Source organism: Pseudoalteromonas sp. S2755 (assembly GCF_005886535.1).
Taxonomy (GTDB): domain Bacteria; phylum Pseudomonadota; class Gammaproteobacteria; order Enterobacterales; family Alteromonadaceae; genus Pseudoalteromonas.
This window is the reverse complement of sequence record NZ_PNDS01000091.1, coordinates 14,031-31,796: the sequence shown is the minus strand read 5'-3', so window position 1 is coordinate 31,796 and position 17,766 is coordinate 14,031. Positions and strand designations below refer to the sequence as shown.

Annotated in this window: 16 protein-coding genes; 12 read left to right on the top strand and 4 right to left on the bottom strand. The window is 41.5% G+C overall.

Features of this window, described 5'->3' with window-relative positions:
* Positions 1-567 precede the first annotated feature (567 nt).
* The 12 genes from CWC03_RS15505 to CWC03_RS15450 are packed head-to-tail and all read left to right on the top strand — an operon-like array spanning position 568 to position 12,260.
* Entirely contained in the window at positions 568-2,376 is a 1,809-nt protein-coding gene (locus tag CWC03_RS15505; RefSeq protein ID WP_138582658.1) for a hypothetical protein, read from the top strand.
* A 31-nt stretch (positions 2,377-2,407) separates the two neighbouring features.
* Complete coding sequence (locus tag CWC03_RS15500) at positions 2,408-3,331, top strand: hypothetical protein (RefSeq protein ID WP_045989866.1); 924 nt, start codon at positions 2,408-2,410, stop codon at positions 3,329-3,331.
* A 26-nt stretch (positions 3,332-3,357) separates the two neighbouring features.
* The gene (locus CWC03_RS15495) at positions 3,358-5,304 is read left to right on the top strand and encodes a hypothetical protein (RefSeq protein WP_138582657.1); all 1,947 of its coding nucleotides are present in this window, start codon (positions 3,358-3,360) and stop codon (positions 5,302-5,304) included.
* A 56-nt stretch (positions 5,305-5,360) separates the two neighbouring features.
* Positions 5,361-5,909, top strand: coding sequence for a hypothetical protein (locus CWC03_RS15490; protein ID WP_138582656.1), 549 nt, complete (start codon positions 5,361-5,363; stop codon positions 5,907-5,909).
* A gap of 28 nt (positions 5,910-5,937) precedes the next feature.
* Positions 5,938-8,325: a PKD domain-containing protein gene (locus CWC03_RS15485; protein WP_138582655.1), complete on the top strand. Its 2,388-nt coding sequence runs from the start codon at positions 5,938-5,940 to the stop codon at positions 8,323-8,325.
* A 9-nt stretch (positions 8,326-8,334) separates the two neighbouring features.
* On the top strand, positions 8,335-8,850 hold the full coding sequence (locus CWC03_RS15480; RefSeq protein ID WP_138582654.1) for a hypothetical protein: 516 nt from the start codon (positions 8,335-8,337) through the stop codon (positions 8,848-8,850).
* 28 nt (positions 8,851-8,878) lie between these two features.
* The gene (locus CWC03_RS15475; protein ID WP_138582653.1) at positions 8,879-9,520 is read left to right on the top strand and encodes a hypothetical protein; all 642 of its coding nucleotides are present in this window, start codon (positions 8,879-8,881) and stop codon (positions 9,518-9,520) included.
* A 12-nt stretch (positions 9,521-9,532) separates the two neighbouring features.
* Positions 9,533-10,144 carry a hypothetical protein gene (locus tag CWC03_RS15470; protein WP_138582652.1) on the top strand — a complete coding sequence of 204 codons (612 nt, stop codon included), beginning with the start codon at positions 9,533-9,535 and terminating at the stop codon, positions 10,142-10,144.
* A 10-nt stretch (positions 10,145-10,154) separates the two neighbouring features.
* A complete protein-coding gene (locus CWC03_RS15465; RefSeq protein ID WP_138582651.1) occupies positions 10,155-10,691 on the top strand; it encodes a hypothetical protein in 537 nt (178 codons plus the stop codon).
* Entirely contained in the window at positions 10,688-11,218 is a 531-nt protein-coding gene (locus CWC03_RS15460; RefSeq protein WP_138582650.1) for a hypothetical protein, read from the top strand. Before CWC03_RS15465 ends, CWC03_RS15460 begins: the two co-directional genes overlap by 4 nt.
* An 11-nt stretch (positions 11,219-11,229) precedes the next feature.
* A complete protein-coding gene (locus CWC03_RS15455; protein ID WP_138582649.1) occupies positions 11,230-11,748 on the top strand; it encodes a hypothetical protein in 519 nt (172 codons plus the stop codon).
* On the top strand, positions 11,745-12,260 hold the full coding sequence (locus tag CWC03_RS15450; protein WP_138582648.1) for a hypothetical protein: 516 nt from the start codon (positions 11,745-11,747) through the stop codon (positions 12,258-12,260). Before CWC03_RS15455 ends, CWC03_RS15450 begins: the two co-directional genes overlap by 4 nt.
* A 116-nt stretch (positions 12,261-12,376) precedes the next feature.
* Here CWC03_RS15450 and CWC03_RS15445 read toward each other — a convergent pair whose 3' ends face one another.
* The 4 genes from CWC03_RS15445 to CWC03_RS15430 all read right to left on the bottom strand — a co-directional run bounded on the left by CWC03_RS15445 (position 12,377) and on the right by CWC03_RS15430 (position 17,628).
* Positions 12,377-12,913, bottom strand: a complete 537-nt coding sequence (locus CWC03_RS15445; RefSeq protein WP_138582647.1) for a serine protease external chaperone — start codon at positions 12,911-12,913, stop codon at positions 12,377-12,379.
* A 12-nt stretch (positions 12,914-12,925) separates the two neighbouring features.
* Complete coding sequence (locus CWC03_RS15440; RefSeq protein WP_138582646.1) at positions 12,926-15,349, bottom strand: S8 family serine peptidase; 2,424 nt, start codon at positions 15,347-15,349, stop codon at positions 12,926-12,928.
* A gap of 234 nt (positions 15,350-15,583) precedes the next feature.
* Complete coding sequence (locus CWC03_RS15435) at positions 15,584-15,814, bottom strand: hypothetical protein (protein WP_138582645.1); 231 nt, start codon at positions 15,812-15,814, stop codon at positions 15,584-15,586.
* A 437-nt stretch (positions 15,815-16,251) separates the two neighbouring features.
* A complete protein-coding gene (locus CWC03_RS15430; RefSeq protein WP_138582644.1) occupies positions 16,252-17,628 on the bottom strand; it encodes an L-serine ammonia-lyase in 1,377 nt (458 codons plus the stop codon).
* Between the last annotated feature and the right edge of the window lie 138 nt (positions 17,629-17,766).

Below are 17,766 nucleotides of genomic sequence, written 5' to 3'. Positions count from 1 at the left end.
ATGAAGCGGGGAAATAGCTTTAGTAGCAAGGCAAAAATTTTGCTATTTAGTTGTTCTAAATGAGAAATTTTTAACGAAGCTAATATGGTATTTCACCCTTCAAATTGATTAGAGAATCAATTCAATTGGTATTAAAGCGACTTCAGAGCCACTCTCTCGTCAGGCCATTAGACAAGTCTAGCAAATTATATACTCAAGCATGGTAAATCAATAGCCTATAGCAACCATAAAGCTAACCTCACTACTATATTTTGAAAGTATTACAGCCTAGATATTTCTCCATGCAAGTTGAGATTCGTTCCAAATTTTAAGTAGCATGTGTAGATAACCCCCAGTTACCTCCACGAAATTAAGCCCCACAAAATTAACCTTATTAACTATTTTTTGATTTTTTATTCTAGTTTTAAATTTAATTATAACTTATTGATTTCAAATGCTTGCTCTTTGTCTTCTTTGTTTTTGTTTTGGGTTTTGTGTTTATTTAATGTAACTTTTTGGTTTACATAAAGGGGTTGCAGCGCTAGTATGTTCCTGCTTAAGGAAAACATAGCTTAAGGAAGCTGATTTATGTACGAAGTAAAAGGATTCGGCGTATTACGTTTTGCCGCATTTTTTTTCATAGCTAGTAAAAGTTATGCGTCGGGAACTGAAAACTCATGTCAAGTATCAGTACAAGTTAGGGACTTTATGCCTCGTACTTGTTATTCCGAGTATTCTGAATCTAGTTGTAATGATATTTGCGTTGCCGCAGAACCTTCTATGGAACCATCGTGTTTTAGGAAGATAGAGCTGCCTTGTGGGATAAAGCAAGAGCTTAAAGTATCGGCATTAGGGTACCAAAACAGAAATGGTCATGAATGGTTTCATGTCACCGACTTAATGAATCATACCGCCTTGATTGAGCAATATTATGTATTGCAGCAATCGCTTTACGGTGAACTATATAAAGATTTTGTTAACCCTGCAGATGTTTCAGGATTTAGCCCTGCAAGTGATAATCTTCGAAAAGTTAATTTTAGACTGAATGCTATTAGTTTAACTCGAAGCGTAGCTGCGGGTTTGTCACATGCTGCGCTCTACAGAAGATATGAATATGGCTTGCTACTTGAAGAAAAGTTAAATGCGCATTTAGCGAAAGTGAGTGCAAATATTGATCAATTTGGCTTAATGAGTGCTGTTGAGAAAGAAAATCTAAAGGTGGAGATAAATCAACTGGTTGACAGCCAGACCCGGCTTTGGAAAATTCTCAAAAAATATGATGCAAGTACAATTCTATCAAGCAGAGTACGAATTATTAATCGCAGACTGACTGCACTGAATGATTCACTAACCCTCATTCCATTTGTTCAACAACAAGCACTCATCCACAAAACTCAGGTATTAAATGCCTATTTTGATGTCAGCTTCAGACAATGCGAGACAACGACTTGCTTTAACGCACTTGATGCTAGCGCCGTGGTTATTGATACCGATTATGACAAAAAACTAACGTATTTTGAGTTATATTTGGAGCAGTTAAATAATGAAGCATCTTTGCTGAGCAATGCTTATTCGAGTGATTATCAGCCAGTTGATCCTGCTTTTGTTCGCATGCCGACTTTTGCAGGGTTTGTAACTGAGCACTATCAGGATATGCGAGCGCAGGGCACAGAACTATCTTTGAAAAAGCTAGCCACGGCGATTAATGTTGCTTATTTAGCTAAAAATGTTGATGGTCGAAGACTGTCTCAAAAGCTTGCAAAGACGGCTGATAGTACGATTGATGGCTTCAGTTCAATAGCACCATTTAATGAGCAGCACACATTGTTGTGTAAAGAATACACACGAATAAACCCGCAACTAAGCCAGTTTCAGCAAGAGAGTTTCACTCTTGGTCATGAGGCTAATGAGCTAATTGCAACGTTGATTGATTTTGGTTTAGACAGTGAACAGCTCGCTCGATTAGAGTGGATCATTACACGATTAAATGTCTTGGCGGCTCAATCAATTCAAATTGCCAACCTCAATATCACCGAAGTTGATAGGTATCAATCAGTAGTATGGAAGTTGGACCAATCAGACAATTTCTTCGCAAATAACGGCAACATCGAAATAGAATATTTGGAATACGATGGGCTTTATTGGACACCAAATATGTTGCCATCAATCCCAGAGATAATGCCATCCATAGTCAATATCTCCACTCCTGAAAGTACGTTATTTCCTACCGGCAGCGCATCGGCAGGTTCAATGAATGTACTTCAAATGTTAATAAAGCAAAACCCCTTTAGTGCCTGTTCTGAGAACAATAATGAACTACAGCTCATTATAAAAGCGGAATCACCAAATGGTCAGGTTAAGCGGCACATTCTCAGAGCTACTCTAGAGCAACTCTAAGAAAACGATAACTACACAGAAGGAAAATCTGATGAGCAAATATTTGCTTGCTGGACTGCTATTGTCTGGCGGAATGAGTGTGCACGCAAATGCCACGGAACAAACTATATTCGATGCTAATACCATGTGTACGGCAAAGCAAACAACGGAAGGAACAAGGTACTTCCCGCCTTGTGCTTATTCGCCAACACAAGTATATGCAGAGCAAGAATTAAGCTATTCAAGTCCAAGTATAGTAAGAAATGGATTATTCAAAACTGCGATAGAATACACCTTTCAATGTGAGTCTATTCGACCACTATCACTTCGGTATAGTGTTGAGTCAGATGGTGTCGCGAGTATCTCTAACCGGATTTCTGGCGCTGCTTCAAGTGAATTGAATACGATCCCATTAACTCATGGATTCTCAAATTCATATATCAGCTTTGAAGCGATGAGCGGTATCACAGGGTTTCAAGCTATCAAGCCTGGTTGTAAGCTCGTTGTTAGCAAAGTCGTAACTTATCCGGAACCCACTTATTTTAATCAAGTTGCTTCAAGTTTAAGCTCTTGGAACAGTACGTTGAGCACAATGATCAACATCTCTACACCATCTACAGGGTATTTAACTTTGCTCAATAGCATTGATAATACCTTAGATACTCTGGAGTTTGTGCTATTTGAGGTTGAAGACCCAATCACTATTGAACAACTTAATTCCGATATATCTCAGCTACGCGCGTCAAAACAAATCCTCGAACAAAATTGTCGAGCAGGCACATCTGCTCAGCTATGCACGGCTGAACTTGCCAATATTCGCAGCTATGCAAATAGCAGTATTTTGCTAAACGAAATGAAAGCTCAAGATTTATATCGTTATATTAATAGTCAAGTCAATTGGCTTGCAGATAAGTCGATTGGTCGTGATTACAGCATGCTAAGTCTAGTTAAGAACAAGCTAGCAAGGATTCAATGATTTTTATAACCCGTAAGGAAAATGGTATGTACTTAAAGAAGTCTGTTACATCAGTTTTAGCCGTGCTACTTAGTAGTTCAGTAGCCTATGCTATGCCAGATGCAACAAAAGGAAACCCTCTTGATTCACTTGGGATTCCAACGCCTGCCGGTGTTGGTGATATCACAGTTGATCACGAGAACCCAAAAACACTACATGTTGGCCCAGCAAGCAGCAAAGTCATTGTTGGCGATTATGCAGAGCTTGGTTCTTCAGGGCCTCAGTGTTCTGATTATAGCAAAATAAAAGCTGACGCTTACCGTCAGAAATCAACACCAGCACAACAAGAGCAAGCTTATCGTAACAGAGAGTTTGTTAGTAACTGGTATCAGTTTACTTATGCATTGCCGCGCTCATCGGTTGAAACTATAAGAAAGATCAGCGATAGCCGTGCTGAAATGGACGAATTAGCGTTTCAAAATGCGGGTACTATTGAACGATTTAAAGCAGTAGATGCAAAGTGGAAAGGTATTGCCATTGAGCTTGGTGCTTTAGAGGATGAATTTGATACGCTAGATAAGGCGCAAGCTACTGAGACAAATACCTGTATCGTCTCTTACTCTAAAGATCCTACGATGCTGAGTCAGTGCATAGTGGGTGTTATCACCAAATATCAAGCGCCAAAGGCTGCCGTAACTGCAGAAATTGACCGAGTGAAACAAGATAGAGCGGCAATTCGTGATGAATACTACGAAGCAAAGGGCCTGTATGATGCGTATGAAGATAAAATCACACGCTTAGATAGTTCGCTTGATTTCCAAACTCGATTACTCGCAGCGCAAAGTGCAATCGTGAAATCAGCTTGGGAAGTACAAACTGATGTCGTTGAAACGAGTGGTGCCAAGATCACGGGTCTTGCTAGTGCTGGCTACAACCTTTGGGAAAATGAACGCGACTTATTAGCAAGTACACTTTACCAAGCAGGGCATGGTGACTATAGCGTTAAACAGCTGGATGTATTTAACGTACGATTAAATTCAGGCGTGACTCAGGCCAACCCAACCGTTGAGGCGAATAACTCTCCGCTTTTCTACAAGAATGTTTGGACTTTCCCTGCAAATACTTTGGTAAACAAAGATGTATTGAGTGATTGGGCAATGCCATTTGAGCGAGAGTTAGAAGGCGACACAATTCACTTTGATACGATGGATGCTCATTCTTTTGCATCTGGTGGTATTAACTTCTTTGTAACTCGTGACGCTCGCTGTGGTGAATACTCTGAACAAATCGAAGAAGAGTATACGGGTAATGAAAATGGGGTTTCTGCATCCTGGAGTGTAAAGCGTAAGCTTTATGAACCACAACCAAACCGTAGTGTATTCGTAGCAAACCTAGGCTTAGCCTACAACTACTATGCGTTCCCTGGCGAAATCAAAGGTGAGTGTTCGATTGATGTTGACCGCATGCATAGCTACTGGAGAAATGCAGGTAAATCTAAGGGGTGGAGCTGGTTCAGAAGCAAAACTCGTTCATGGGATCACATTCGTGAGGAAGCAAGAGAAGAGCTTGGCATGGAATGTTCGCTAGATCTGAAACCACAGTCAAATGATCCGGCCTTAGCTGCAGAGATTGCTGCTAACTTAGAAGCAGAAATGTATAACGACATGTGGACAATGTTCCTGTCTGTTTACGCTGAGTCTTACGATGTAGTTTCTAATGAGCCTGTTGTTGATGACGCAGGTAAAAGCCAAGTTGGCGCGCAACTTGGTGACGGTATCACTAAGTTCTGTAAATCGGCAGTCTGTGGCTTTGCGAATGTTGTGTTGAGAACATTAGACACTATTGGTGGCTCTAAAGCACAAGGTACTACTTCGCATGTATCAACCAATTACGGAAAAATCTGGAAACGGTTTAATAAACGTACTTGGACTGTTAAGGAAGGCAGCGCATTAGTTACAGCAAAAGTTTGTGTAGATAAAGCAAGCTGTAGTTAATAAAAAATGTGGGAGAGGGTTCGACTTCTCCCACAAATTTAAAAGGAGTACCTAAAGTGAAAGTGAAAGTGAAACTAATTTTGACAGGTGGGTTAATCAGCGCTGCACTCATCGGTGCTGCTGTTCATTTTAAATTACAAGATACGGCTACTGGAACCCTCAAGGTAAGCGAACCAAAACACGCAGATAGTCCAGCAAAGAAGCTGGAACCCAAAGACATTACCGCGAACGATAAGTCAGAAGAAACAAAGATAGACGCAGTAAACAAAGTAGAGCCAACGCTAAGTGCTCAACAACTACTAGAAGTTGATATGAGTAAGGAAGAGGAATATTACAGCTTTTTACTCGAAAACTTTCCCGAATTAAAGCAAGAAATTAGCGAGTATCGCCAGAGTGTTGGTGAGCAAAGAGAAAAAGTGCTGGGTTACAAAGAGAAAATTGCCAACCGCAATCAACAAATCTCTCAGTATGGTAGTACTTCGGCTTCATTAGATAGCATGCTCAAAGCAGAACGAGATGAGTTACTCCTGAGTGCCAATGTACTGGGGAAAAAAGCGCAAGAGCTCAATGAGTCTATTAGATTAGCCGCTGCAAAATATAACTAAAAGTTGTAGTTATAAAAGGAATTACATTTTGAATTTTAAAAAAGTTTACATCGCTGTTGTAACAGCAAATCTACTAGCTTGTGGTGGAAGCAATGCCGCCACTAACAGCGTAGTAGAAGTTGGACAAGTGACAGGCATCACGCAACCTCAAGCTTACTTAAATGCTTCAGCTGAAAATTTGTTTTTGTATCAAAATATTACGCTTGATGCTTCGTCAAGTACTGACGCGCAAAGTGAGTTAACTTTTTCTTGGCATATCGTAGATAGCCAAGGTGGCATAGTTGAGAGGGTAGAAGCAGTCGACTCTGTTATCCAATACCGTCCAACCACCGCTGGCAATTTCAGTGGCGTGGTCACAGTCACTGATAGTGCTGGTAATAGCGATACTGCAAAAGTTGATTTTGTGGTGCAACCTGAAGCGGTAATCGTGAGTGCATTAGGCGATGGCTTTGAAGCTAAAAAAGGAGATAGCGTCACCCTAAGCGCCAGAGAAGCTGTTTCAAAAGTCGGTGTTATAGAACAGGCAACTTGGTCTGTTGTGGGTGAAGCGAGGCAAAGTAAAGGTAACCAAACAAACGTTTCTGGCTTTGAACCTGCGTTTACCTTTGATGAAGTTGGTAGTTATCAAGTTGCGTTGGCGCTCACCGATGAGCACCACAATGTGGTCACAGATACCGTAACAGTGAAAATTTCAGACCGCACGCAGAATGCTTCACCAAGCGCGGCAATTTATGGACTGAGAAATCAAGTTAAAGTTAATGAAATGTTATTGCTAGATGGTTCCGCTAGCTACGACCCTGATGTGACCGACCTACTGATTTATGAATGGAAAGTCATCGAAAAACCCAACAGAAGTTTTGTGCGTTTAAGCTCTCCATTTGATGAGCAGGTTGCGGTGAGTGCGACCCTTGCTGGAGAGTATACCATTGCTCTTGAAGTTAAGGATCTTGCAGGCTTATCTGATACTGCGCTATATCACTTTACCGTCAGTGATGCCGACCAGCCGCCAATTGCTATCCTTGGTGCGGATATTACTGCCAATTTAGGAGAAACCGTACATTTATCTTGTGAAGCATGCATTGATCATGAGCAGTCGCTATTATCAGGGAAGTGGAAGCTCACAATAAGACCATCAGGTAGTAAAGCTGATATCGATGGCCAAGCACAACTTCAAGGTGCAAGTTTTACGGCTGATCGTGCGGGTCTTTATGGTATAAGAGTCGCTGTTTCTGACGGTTTATCAGAGTCTTGGTCTAATACTCAATTCATTAATATAAACAGTAATGTTGATAGTAAACCATCGGCTGTAATTGCCCCCATTTCTGATATTACACTAGGGCAGTCTGTACTACTTGATGCCACGCAAAGTGGTGATCCTGAAGGTTTACCACTGACTTACAATTGGCGTATTGTAAAACAGCCGGGTACAGATAGCTTATCCACTCCACAAGAGCCTAAATTAAGTTATACACCAACGGCCGAGGGCAGCTATCAGGTTGAACTCTCGACTTTTGATGGTGCGTTATATTCAAATGTAGCGTCAGTAACTTTTAATGTAACAAACAATCAATCGCCTGTTATTGAGGTTGTAGAGCCACTTGAGACAGAAGTGCAACTCGGACAGCTCGTCAGCATAGATGCCTCAAACAGCTATGACCCCGAAGGGCAAGCCTTGAGTTATAGCTGGAAACTTATCAATTCAAATAATGAAGTAGTGATTGCAAACGCTGCGATGAGTTCATTTTCTTTTACGGCTGATCTGGCAGGTGTGTATAAAGTTGAATTATCCATTTTTGATACGGATGGAGCCAGCGCAACTCGCACTTTTGAGTTTACAGCACTGGATCTGCCACAGACGCTTCATGGTTCAGTTAGTGGAAGACTGGTAAATAGCCAACTCAATGGGATTGGCAATGTAACTTTGAAAGTCAATGGCGAGTCTGTCGCGACTGATAACCAAGGCCACTTTTACGCTGATGTACAACTAACTCGCGGAGAAAAAGTAACCATTCAAACAGCAGATCAAAAAGTGCTTGCTGCGAGCTATCAATCTGCATCACAGCTCAATAATGACTTCAAATTGTCGTTAGGTAATGCGTTTGTTCCGATGATGCAACCTGTTAGGCAGCACGTATGGACATGTTTTAGCTATCGTGGCAAGAATCAAGTTGACGTGCAATATGAGCTGGTAAATACACTACCAACAACCAGCCCCTTTGTTTTTGACTACAACGAAACAATGAGTATACCGCTTAATAGAAGGCAAGAGATTCAGTTACCTGCTACAGCGACCTACAAGATTACCCCAGTTGATAGTAGTACCTATTACGTTAGTTCAAGTAGTAATCGAATTGAAGTGTCACTGCTTGAAGGATATCAGCAACCTATTGTCTATAACATTTGTAACTATAAATAAGGAAAAATAATGAAGTACTTACTCGCGCTTTTGTTGCTCTCAACGTCGCTTGCGAAGGCTGCAGAGCCCATTATGGTTTTTGGTGCAAAATACAGCTACACCAAATTAGACTTTGAACCTAAAACGAATACGGCAACGGGTCAGATAACGGGCTACACCGCTACGATCGGTATGCTTTTGGATGAATATGATGAGTTCATCGGAGATTACCCTATTCTTACATTTGATTTTAGTGCAGAGGTAAGCTCAGATAGCGTACCGTTTCCACTACCTATCTCTATCAAAGCACATTGCCAAAATGACGCTGGAGACAAGGAATTGATCGGTAATAGTCAGGGGATCTTAATTGAAAGGTTCGGTAGGGTATTGCCTGCGAGAATGAATATTTTCAACCGTATGAAAACGAACGGTGCTTGCAAGCATGTCAATGTTGATATTGAACCGTTGGCAGGTCAAGTCAACAACTTAGATACGGTGATGAAAGGCATCAGATTTGATGCGTTAATTTTATCAGATCAAATTTAATTACTAAAACTAAATAAAAGGAAATAAAATGAATAAAATTAATTACTTACTTGCTTCATTAGGGCTTGTGATGTCAGTTGGTGCCACCGCTAATACTACAGAGCAGACCTCAGCCGCTGAATTAACTCCTTATCAACTTGATAACCTTCAACGACTTCCGCCAGAGTGTTGTGATCCTCGCAACCCTCGTATTTGTTCGGGGCCTTATATTCGCTCATCTGCAGAGGGGGTTGAGCCGGAAAGGTTTACTGCTCAATCAGTCGAGCCTGTTCATGTTGGTGGTGCGAGATACCCAATAACAGCGGATGATATGCAGCCACTGTATGAAACAGAAATGATTTTCGACCGATGCTTTATGACCGAGCCTCAGTATGTTCAAGTGTTCAGAGGATTTGAAATGAACCTACCTGTTGCTGGTGATTACGGACAAGATCTGATCTTTGAAGTGACAGGTAGAGTGGGTCGAGCGCTAGATCTTTCAGTGACTTGTGGGCTTGGCGAACATACATTTACACTTCGAGACAGTGGCACTAAGCTACTAGTTTCTCGCAGACTTAATACCTATGGTACATGTTCAAACATGCACATAAAAGTTCGCTCGTCGAGCTATATACCAAGAAATGTTTCAGTAGATTTAACCGTTGCGGTCTATACACCACTGCAGTTCTAATAGGGTAGGTGAATGAAAAATAGTATTCTATTTGCATCACTGTTTACCATGTTCTCCTCGTCTGTTATCGCTGATGAGGAGCACTCTTTTGAGGTCGATAGTTACTCTAATCACTACCTTAGTAGTACGGAGTATGAAGTTAATAAAGCTCCACTTTATACGCAGCAGGAATTTTTAGCATTAGCGGAAGAGCTGACTAATCGGATAGTGCCATATACCTATGTTGGTGGTCAGCGATTTACCCTCGATAAACAAGATTTTGCGCCGATATTTAGAAGCATTATTGGAGCGCCTAAAGTGCTCAGGTATATAACTCGATATGAAACACGTTTAAACATAGATGGTGATTTTGGACAACTGCTTAATTTTGATATTTCCGGAAGTTTCAGCAGGAATGCGGATATATCTATATCATGCGGGAGTTTTGGAGCATCGGCAAAAGGCGTGCAAGCTATGCAGGTTCACACCCAGCAGGTAACTGGAGGCAGCTGTAAACAGATGCTAATTTCTGTTGCTGCTGAATGTAAAGCCTGGTATTGCAGATTGCCCATCAACGTTGTCCCCATAAACCGCGAAATAGAAGCGTTTGACTTCACTATACTAGTTTCTGAAAACTTGAATTAAAGGATTGATTATGAAAAAAACAATAAAGTGGCCAGTATGGCTACTTGCATTACCTTTGTCAGCTATGGTTCATGCACAGACTGTCACACCAATACCAACGCCTGCACCAAGCATCATTGTTGACGGTGGAATAACAAAAATAGCGCTTTCAGAGTTTACGCCTATCACTTCAACTTGGGCTGGACGTGATGTGATCACCGCCTATGAGGCACTGATCGATGTGGCTAATAAGCAGGCACATCAGAGCTTGTTGTTTACGGGTTCAGCCTCAATAGAAACAACTTGGTTTGCTGGTAATTTTGCTGCTGATGTTAATGTTTCATGCAGCGGTGTGCCGGTAGGTTATGACTTAGCGCAAGGGATCAGAGAACTCCAGTACTCGGTACCAGGTATTGTGAATATTACCGAGTTACGCCATGGAGTGACGGACTGTAAACAGCTTAAGATCCATATCGCAAAGCGCGGATCTCTTAGTCGCCAGTTTTATACCCAAGTTGAAAATATCCAAGTTGATTTCAAGATTGACAGTATCAGGAGCGTAAAATGATGAATGCAAGATCGAGCGCGATATTCACAATTCTCACTTTGGGCACTTCAGCTAACGCGCTAGCCAATACCACCGCTTTTACTCTACAAGATATGCAAAAAACAGCGCAAGGTTACGAGTTAATAATTGATACTGCACAGTTTGGAACAAATCGACATCTCTCAATTGCAATGGGTGTAGAGGGAGTAAAGTCTATAAAGCATGAGTCAGTTTCAGCATGTACTTATTTGCAAAATGGGAACTGTAGTGGTGAGCTGCGTGAAGTGAGACAAACCACAGCAAGTTTTGAAGCTAAATTTGTACTTAACTGCGATAGCAAGGCGCTCTTTACAATATTCCGTCATGATAGTGAATTTACTAACGAAGAAACTGCATCAGACGCTGCAGCAATTGACTTTGAACACTCAGTCTATCGTGATGCGCTGTCACAATGCACTGATTTAACGTTACAAGTCAATTTACTAGCTGGCGTTAGTTTTGACGCTATATCGGGTAAATTTAGTATTACCGATTCAAGTTCAAACTAAGGAATGATCACATGTTGAAGGAATTGCTGCCAGGGGTTTGCTTATTGCTTAGCTCGACGGCATTTGCAAATACTGTTCATGTTGGTGGAGTCATGTATCAGTTAGACTTTGCCGACTTTACGCCGGTAACTAAGCCTTATGCTGGTGCTAGGGCTGTTGTCGCCTATGAAGCTTTGGTTAATGTTGAGGGCGACGAAGGGCGCAACCTACTGTTTGAATTGGATGGCGAAATTAAAACGCGTTGGTTTGCTGGTAATATGGCTGCAACTATGTCAGTTAGCTGTAGTACGGGCTTAAGTAATTCAGCAGCGCAGCATATCGGCACTGACACGGCTTTCGGTGTGCGTTACAACCAGATTTCATATAGTGCTATGCCCAGAGTAAGTGAAGTGCACAATACTGGTGGGCAGTGCAAAGAGATGAAAATACGGATTGATAAGGTTGGTAATTTGAGTCGGCAGTTTTACACCATCTATACCGATATCAAACTCCGAGTCAAAATATTTGAAGGCGCTTGGGGGAGTGTATGAAGTCACTTCTTAGATTAGCCTCTGTCGCAGCGATCATACTGGGAAGTAATCAAGTACTTGCTTTACCTACTGTTATCATGGGTGAAACAATAAACCTATCCAAGCAAGACTTTGTGACCATTAAAGCCCAGTATGGCGTCGTAGGTGGTGAGGTGCAGTATGCTGAAACTGGTTATGAATTTCCTTTCAAAACCTTAACAATCGGGGCAAGCAATATACTTGACTTTAATCTCAGTGGTGCGGTTAACAGTGCCTGGTACTCTTCTAACTTTGCAATGGATTTTAAATTGTACTGTGAAGGGGTGCTTGTTTCTGAAGATAGGGCATTTGGCGTGCGGTATCAGCAAGTCAGTTATTCTGCTAGGCCTTATATTGTTGGTAAGGAAGTCTCATTACCGAGTGGCTGTCTAACAGGAAAGCTCGTACTGACTAAAGTAGGGAGTTTATCTCGCGCTTTCTACACAAGAATACAGGACATTAGTTTAAACATGACGATAAATAAAGTGTTTTAATGTGACTATCAACAAACCATACTAGCACTACGTTTATTTAGTGGCAGTCAAAAACAACGAGGCCAGCTCTGAATTATTACAGAGCTTGCCTTCTTTTAGTGTAGCAACAGTCTTGCTTAGAACGCTCGCTCTAAGCTGCCAAGTAACTCAACCTCAGCAATTGCAATTTGTTCTGACTTGCTTAGTTCCAATGCAAGCTTATTCAGTTCAGTATTATTTGCTCTTGGCTTTACTAGCGCAATCTTATTTTCGAAGTCTCGTAAAATAATGAGATCGAACTTGTTTGCAATGCTTTGTAGGTCACCATTATGCTTAATTTCCAGATTGCCAGAAACTATCTGCTTGTTTCCTTGCTTGTCGGTAAGTACATCTCCTTTATAATAACCGGCCTTGTGTATCGGGGTTGACTTTACATAGGCAATATCATGATGCACTTTAATTGTCTTTTCGGGTGCTGCAATCGCAGCTGGTAGAGCCTTTAGTCTTGCTTCTTTAGTTAAAACCGCGGTTTCAGCGGTATCTTTTACTTTTTTCAATGTTGCTACATCAACGGCTTTTAGTTCTAATGGCTTAAGCTCAGAGGTCATGACGTTTGCTAGTGTGTTCATTGAAATTACTGAGACAGAAGCCAAAAATAGTGTTTTTACATTCATTTTAATTACCTCTTACTTACGCCCGATAACTCTTAAACCCCAACCCTCAAGAGTCGAAGGTTCTGAGTTTGCAAATACAATACTCGCTTTATTAGCCTTATTTAAATAGTTCACTTGGTCCGGCTTGTCAGTGTCCACAGCTCTTACAGTCCAAGTCCCCTTTGCCTGCTCACCGTAAAATGCATTGCTTAAAAAGTGTACTGAAGGTAGCTGCACATAGCCTGAACGATAGTAACCATCTAGGATTGCGGGCATTAAGTGGGCATGTTTAGACGCAAGTACAATTGCCTTGGTACCCGATGGAGAGGTTACTTCAAGTGCTAGATCAGTACCAGCAGAGCTTGCGGTATCACCAGGAATACTTGAATTACTATATAGTGCCATTTCTGGGTTTGAAATCGTAAAGCGGAACTGCATCGACTCTACCGTCATTTCATCATCTAATACGATATTATGCGTAATACCTTGTGCGTCATTATCTGGAATCGTAAGGTCCAAACTTGGGGTTGTTGGCACGACAAGCTCAGGAAACCCATTAGCATCGATTTTGGTTTCCAATATTTGACTACCAGCATCGATCCACTCAGAGGAAATTTGTGCTCCTAAGTCAGTCTTGTAGTTCATCGCCATTTTGACTGCTTTGCCTGCATTCGCAAGGCCAAATCCGTAGTAGTTATTAAAATGGTAACCTGCAGCATTTTTCACCCAACCTAAATGTGCAATGAATTCGCCGGTTGGTGTTGCTAATTTAACTTGGCTATTTTCTGGATCATTTTTGACCGCAGTCGTAGCTAAAATATGACGAATGTCTCTTGCGCTCAGATCTGGATTGGCCTCGAGTATCAAAGCAATCACACCAGAGGTGTTGGGAGCGGCTGAAGAAGTACCATTCATCGTATTTGTATAATTGCAGTTTGCATTCTGTGGATGGCCAGGATAATTAAAGTTGGCAAAGCCCTCAACAAATGCTTGCGAGCCATATTGGTACAGCTCTTCTATTCCAGCAAAGCTTGAGTAGCCTTCCAAGCATGTCATCTCGTCTGTTGTGACCATCGCAGGAGCAAATGCCCCGTATTCACCACCTGGCGCTGAAATAAATAGAGCACTACCAGCAGAAGAGTAACTCGACTTCTTACCATTTGCGGCAACAGCTGCAACTGTTAAGCTATGCGGCGAGCGGCTGGCTTGAGAAACGTTTACATCAATACAGCCTAATCCGATACTGGCGACATTCGTTCTTTTACAGTAGTCACCATTATGTGAACCATTAACAAACTCGTTCCCAGCAGCGACGATACTTAAGGCTCCTTTACCGTCTCTTAGAGTCGAAGGTGCATAGGCGAAGAGTGATTCTCTAACTTCGTTTTCTGGTAAAAAATGGGCAGGGCTGTAGCCATAGCTTCTGTTAAATAAGACATTTTCATCCTTTCGGATACCGCTACCATCCATGCCGTGAATAATGGCTAAATCGATTAGGCCACCGCGTTGATAATCTAAGTAGTTAATACTAATAAGGCTTGAATCCGGAGCCACACCTCGCCCGCCGAGTCCATTCCACCCCTTAGCTGCGATTAACCCTGAAACAGCTGTACCGTGCGCTTCAATATCATTGTTTTCGTATACTTCTGAGATATTACCGTCTTTGTCTTCTTGCTCAGTCCAATATCCAGTCATAGTCGGATCGGTAGGATCGCTTGCATTCGGAAGAAGGTTAATTGAACGACCTGGAAGTACATTATCGCTCAAATCTTCATGGCCGATATTTGTGCCGTGGTCAACAACTACGGAAATGATGCCTTTACCTGTGATCCCTAACGCATGTGCTTCTGCGACATTTAGGTCGTTACCTGCTATTTTGCTACCTACGAATGAATCTCTAAGTCTTTGCTCTTCGGCTTTGAGCTCATCTTCTGATGCAGAACTACCCAGTCTACGTTTGGCCATTTGTTCTACGAGTGCTTCGCTTTGTGAGAATGCTGATTGTTCAGTGTTTCTTAAATGCCACTGTTGGTATGCAAGCGGATCTGTAATTGATGCAGGGATCTCAATGCTACCATTTGCAGATTTACCTTTGGCTGTAATGGTATATTTAATTGTTGCTGCTTCGCCTGTGAGCGGCAAGTAATCAAACGTAGAGATGCTCTTTAGTGTTAAAACACCGTGTGGCAATGTATAAACATTGTCTACCGGTGTTATCTCAGTTTCGCCATCAAATATTGCGATTGAAAGGTTATCACCATCTGGATCTGAAGCCTGAATTGTACCTGAAATGTTCTGCCAGTGTTTCACATTCTCTAGCTGAGTCACACCTGCTTGAGGTGAACGGTCAACTTGTTCCGCAGTGCTAGCATTATCTTTATCACTGCCACCACAGGCTGATAGGGCTAAAACTATCGCTGTCGATAGCGCCGTGTATTTAAATTTATTGTTATTCATGTTATTTACCTTTGTACTCTTTACGGCGACAAATGTACTCAAGTAAATTTATGTTAGCAATTTTATAATTTATTTGTTTGTAATAGCGATGTGAATAAAAATTATTTTTTATTAATAATTTCAAGTGGTTAATGGTATTGAAAACGAATGTAAATGATAGCTAACAAAGCTGAAAAAACAAACAGGTTAGAGGAGTATTTAGCCTGTTTGTCTGTAATCATTGGCGAGAAGCTATTATAAGCTGTTGATATCCTTTTTAACTTGATAACCTTCGTCGGTAACAATCTGCTCAAGAATGGCAACTCTTGATTTCAAAGCGTCAAGCTCTGCGTGCAATTGGTCCCGTTCTTTTTGGCTTTGCGAATCTAATTTCTTGTATTCTAGACGGCGTTTATACATTTCGCTAAGTATGCCTCCACCAACGCTAATAAGCACAATTAAAAAAACCATCGTAGTACCGGACATAATCAGTTTACTCCTTTTTTGTTGATAATAGATGCTGATATCTAGCTTAGTCGTATTTTATCCATCCATTAATGTATGGATGTAAATAGCCAGAGTTTTTAATAATGCTCGTTGATCTTGCGAAATCATTCCATGGTTACTACATCTTGCCTTTACTAAATGACAATAGATACTTTTGCGTTAGCAAGGCCCGAATTCAGATAATAAGTGCAGCGGTGTCACCATTAAAACTCTACTGTTGTAATAGGCAATAGCTAAAAATTTTTTGATCACAATGCGCTATTTTACCTTTTACTCTGGTCTAAAGTTAATGATTCATGTTCATTAAGAGTAAACTAAAATCAGTAATTGAATCTGTATACACCATAAAAAACGGCATCACGATTTGCCATCATGATGCCATTAAGTCATCTATAAAGTGAACTGACAATTGTCAGTTAGCATTCAATAATATTTACTGCCAATCCACCGCGTGCGGTTTCTTTATACTTGGTTTTCATATCATTACCGGTATCAAGCATCGTTTTAATCACTTTATCTAGTGACACTTTTTGATCGCCCGTACCGCGTAACGCAAGACGAGATGCATTGATGGCTTTAATAGAACCCATTGCATTACGCTCAATACACGGAACTTGCACAAGCCCACCGACAGGGTCGCAGGTTAGACCCAGATTATGCTCCATGCCAATCTCGGCGGCGTTTTCAACGTGTACGACGTTACCACCCATTATTTCGGTTAGAGCGCCAGCAGCCATTGAGCACGCAACACCTACTTCACCTTGGCATCCAACTTCGGCACCAGAAATAGAAGCATTCTTCTTATATAAGATCCCAATAGCCGCTGCGGTAAGTAGATAACGTGTGGCAATCTCTATATCCACTTCTTTGATAAAAGTGTGATAGTACATTAATACTGCTGGAAGAATACCGGCTGCACCATTGGTTGGTGCCGTCACTACGCGACCGCCTGCTGCATTTTCTTCATTGACTGCAAGTGCAAACAAATCCACCCAATCCATTGCGCGTAGCGGATCTTGGTGCGTTTCTACACTGAGTTTTAAATACAGGCTAGGTGCACGACGACGAACCTTTAAACCGCCTGGTAAAATACCTTCAGTTTTCATACCACGTTCAATACAAGCTTTCATTACCTGCCAGATGTGAAAGAGCGTTTCTTTGATTTCAGATTCTTTACGTAGCGTTTTCTCGTTGGCCATCATTAACGAAGACACACTAAGCCCAGACTCTTTACACATTGCCAGTAGCTCGGCGGCTGAATTGAATGGGTAAGGTGCTGGGTTTTCTGTTCTGATATCTAGCGCAGCTTGCTTTTCAGCTTCAAAATTCTGATCGGTAACGATAAAGCCACCACCAATCGAATAGTAAATTTGGCTATGAGCAAGCTCTTCGCCTTTGTACGCTTTAATTTCCATTGCATTGGAGTGCTTAGGCAGCGTTTTGCGACGGTGAAAAACAATCGCGCCTTGCTTAGGAAATTTTACTTTATGTTGCTTGTCGAGATAGATAACCTGTTCATTTTCTATGGTTTCTAAGATCTCTGGTACTAGATCTGCATCTATGGTTTCAGGATCGTAACCCGCAAGTCCCAGAATAACAGCCTTACCAGAACCGTGACCAATACCTGTTTGGCCTAAAGAGCCGAACAGTTCCACTTTCACCGAAGTGATATCATCAACGATGCCTTGTGCCTGAAGGTCTTTTACGAATAACCTAGAAGCACGCATTGGTCCCACCGTATGAGAGGAAGAAGGGCCAATACCGATACTAAACATATCGAATGCACTGATCATAAATTTTACTCACATTGCCTTTAAAACGGACGCCATCATAACGTGTCTACTTAGGGAAGTAACCCATAATCGGCAAAAGTATATGCTACTTTTGCAGCAAGCATGATAGAAAGGTCTTAAATCTGCAAGATAGAGGAG

Bases quoted from the DNA above. Each gene is read 5' to 3' on its own strand.
- CWC03_RS15430 (WP_138582644.1), bottom strand. From the start codon at position 17,628: ATGATCAGTGCATTCGATATGTTTAGTATCGGTATTGGCCCTTCTTCC.
- CWC03_RS15460 (WP_138582650.1), top strand. From the start codon at position 10,688: ATGATGAATGCAAGATCGAGCGCGATATTCACAATTCTCACTTTGGGC.
- CWC03_RS15475 (WP_138582653.1), top strand. From the start codon at position 8,879: ATGAATAAAATTAATTACTTACTTGCTTCATTAGGGCTTGTGATGTCA.
- CWC03_RS15450 (WP_138582648.1), top strand. From the start codon at position 11,745: ATGAAGTCACTTCTTAGATTAGCCTCTGTCGCAGCGATCATACTGGGA.
- CWC03_RS15445 (WP_138582647.1), bottom strand. From the start codon at position 12,913: ATGAATGTAAAAACACTATTTTTGGCTTCTGTCTCAGTAATTTCAATG.
- CWC03_RS15505 (WP_138582658.1), top strand. From the start codon at position 568: ATGTACGAAGTAAAAGGATTCGGCGTATTACGTTTTGCCGCATTTTTT.
- CWC03_RS15440 (WP_138582646.1), bottom strand. From the start codon at position 15,349: ATGAATAACAATAAATTTAAATACACGGCGCTATCGACAGCGATAGTT.
- CWC03_RS15470 (WP_138582652.1), top strand. From the start codon at position 9,533: ATGAAAAATAGTATTCTATTTGCATCACTGTTTACCATGTTCTCCTCG.
- CWC03_RS15500 (WP_045989866.1), top strand. From the start codon at position 2,408: ATGAGCAAATATTTGCTTGCTGGACTGCTATTGTCTGGCGGAATGAGT.
- CWC03_RS15455 (WP_138582649.1), top strand. From the start codon at position 11,230: ATGTTGAAGGAATTGCTGCCAGGGGTTTGCTTATTGCTTAGCTCGACG.
- CWC03_RS15465 (WP_138582651.1), top strand. From the start codon at position 10,155: ATGAAAAAAACAATAAAGTGGCCAGTATGGCTACTTGCATTACCTTTG.
- CWC03_RS15480 (WP_138582654.1), top strand. From the start codon at position 8,335: ATGAAGTACTTACTCGCGCTTTTGTTGCTCTCAACGTCGCTTGCGAAG.
- CWC03_RS15435 (WP_138582645.1), bottom strand. From the start codon at position 15,814: ATGTCCGGTACTACGATGGTTTTTTTAATTGTGCTTATTAGCGTTGGT.
- CWC03_RS15495 (WP_138582657.1), top strand. From the start codon at position 3,358: ATGTACTTAAAGAAGTCTGTTACATCAGTTTTAGCCGTGCTACTTAGT.